The organism is Actinomadura sp. KC216, assembly GCF_004348535.1.
GTDB lineage: Bacteria > Actinomycetota > Actinomycetes > Streptosporangiales > Streptosporangiaceae > Spirillospora.
This window is the reverse complement of the sequence record NZ_SMJX01000584.1, coordinates 1-2,163: the sequence shown is the minus strand read 5'-3', so window position 1 is coordinate 2,163 and position 2,163 is coordinate 1. Positions and strand designations below refer to the sequence as shown.

Sequence of the window (2,163 nt, the reverse complement as noted above, 5' to 3'; positions counted from 1 at the left end):
GGGCTAGGGAGGGGGTTCCGATCGCTTGGGTGAAGCGGCCCCAGAGGAGGTTTGGCGGGGAGCCCGGGGTGGTTACTACGGAGATTTTCGTCGTGCCTGACTTGGCCCAGCGCTGTACCAGTTTGCTTAGGGTGAACGCTCTCCATATGTGCGCGGACGGGTCGTCTTCCAGGTTCCTTTCTCGGTGGCGGGCCAGGGTTTCCAGGTAGTCGTTGAAACTGATGCTGTTGCCGTTGCGGATGTGCTGCTGCCAGAGGGACGGCAGCGCGCGGTCCAGGCTTCGGGTCGTGATGACGACCTCGATGTCGTCGGTGTCCAGGCGGGTCAGGAGGTGGCGGACGGCGGGCGTCCGGATCACTGAGAGGGCCTCGGCGGAGAGCAACACCGTGCCGGGGCATGTTCTGGTCTTGTTGAGGACGTCCTGCCAGGACGTTGATTCCTTGGCTGCGCGTTCGGGTGATACCCAGGGGTACTCGGTGCCCAGGAGGCCGTAGGTCGACCATTCGTGGTTGGGGACGGTTCGTTTCCCGCGCGTCCAGTCGCGGGGGACGGGGTAGTGGACGCCTGCTTCGGCGAGTTCTTGGTGGTTTGCGTGCAGCATGTGTTGCAGGAACGTCGTTCCTGACTTCTGCAGACCGATATGCAGGACGACCTTCGCGGCCATGGATCCCCCGGGTGATGGCGCAGTTACCTACTGTGCCATCCGGCCCGGGTGAATCCGTGGAGCCTCAGCGGAGGGCGGTTGTGGTGACCGTTTTGCCCAAGGCGCTGCCGCTGGACCATTTGGTGAAGGGGAGTTGCCAGTAGCCCCAGCCGTTCCACCAGGCGAGGCTGCGCTTGGTGCCGGTGATGGTGACGATGTCGCCGCGGTAGGACCAGCTGTAGAACCATTTGGCGTCTGCGGCAGGGGAGCGGACGCAGCCGTGGCTGCAGTTGCGGCGGCCCAGGCAGGACGGGTCGTCCATGTTCTGGTGAATGTATTCGCCGCTGTTGGATATGCGCGTGGCCCACGGGACTTTCTCGTCATACCAGCCCGGGTCGCCCTTCTTCTTGCCGGGCGGGCGCATGCGCTCCAGGCGGCTGCGGTCCATGGTGAGGTGGACGCCGCTGGTCGTGAGCAGGTGGTCGACGCCGTCCCTCTGCACGTCCCCGCCGCTGCCGAGGCTGACGCCCCACGTGCGGATGACGCGGCCGTTCTTCTTGACGGTGGCGCGGTGCGTCTTGGCGTTGATGTTGACGACGTGCGAGTCGCCGATCTGGAACGTGCGGGTCACGTCGCGGTCGCCGAAGACGTCGTCGCCGATTTTCAGGCCCGCGTAGTGGACGGTGACCGTCACCTTCTGGTGCGGCTTCCAGGGGCGCTTCGGGCGGAAGACGACGGAGGGGAGGCCGTTGAACGACTCGCCGGGCGCGAGCCAGCGCCAGGCGCCCTCGGTGGGGGTCGTGGAGGATATTTCGATGCTGCGCTCGATCGCCGCCTTCGCCTTCTCGGGGACGGCCTTGTTGAACTGGACGAAGACCGGCATTCCGGTGCCGACCGTCTCGTTCTCGCTCGGGACGACATTGTTGACGCGGGTCGCGGCGGTGGCACGGGTGGTGCGGAACGCGCTGGTCGCGGTGGTGGACTTGCCGTTCGGGGCCGCCGCGGTGGCCGACACCTGGTAGCTGCCGCCCGGACGCAGCGTCCAGGTGGAACGCCATTTCGTCTTGTCGGCGGAGAGGGTGCCGGGGACGTCCTTGCCCTTGAGCTTCACGGAGACCTGGTTGAGGGTGCCGCCCGCGGCGGTGATCGTCACGCCGTTGTCGGGGCGGGCCTTGCCCTCGCCGTTCGCGGGGGTGATCGTCACCTTCGGCGAGCCGTCGTCGCCGCCCTTCGCGGTCGTCCCGCCGCCGCCTCCGGCACCGCCGCCGCATGCCGCCGCCAGCCCCAGGACCAGGGCCATCGCCAACGCCTTACCTCGCACCGCTCTCCCTCATCAGCCCGCCGGGCCCGCGCGACGGCGGGACGGCAACAAGATCGCTCACGGAACGGCCCTCGCGTCGCCGGCCCGCGCGGCCGCGGGCGGCGAGTTCTCGGCGTCCGATTAGTTGTAACGTCCATGGTCCCCCGAAGGTTCGGTCCGGGTGGGCGGTTCTCAGATCTTTTCCCGGGCGGTCGGGGAG

General features: G+C 67.6%; 1 protein-coding gene and 1 pseudogene. Both read right to left on the bottom strand.

The window, feature by feature from the left end:
• Positions 1-664, bottom strand: a pseudogene (locus tag E1264_RS42195) (hypothetical protein); the annotation flags it as partial.
• 64 nt (positions 665-728) lie between these two features.
• Complete coding sequence (locus E1264_RS42190) at positions 729-1,943, bottom strand: Ig-like domain-containing protein (protein ID WP_132183143.1); 1,215 nt, start codon at positions 1,941-1,943, stop codon at positions 729-731.
• Positions 1,944-2,163 lie beyond the last annotated feature (220 nt).

What these genes read in the sequence shown, in the direction of transcription:
- E1264_RS42190 (WP_132183143.1), bottom strand. Translation starts at nt 1,943, where the DNA reads ATGGCCCTGGTCCTGGGGCTGGCGGCGGCATGCGGCGGCGGTGCCGGA.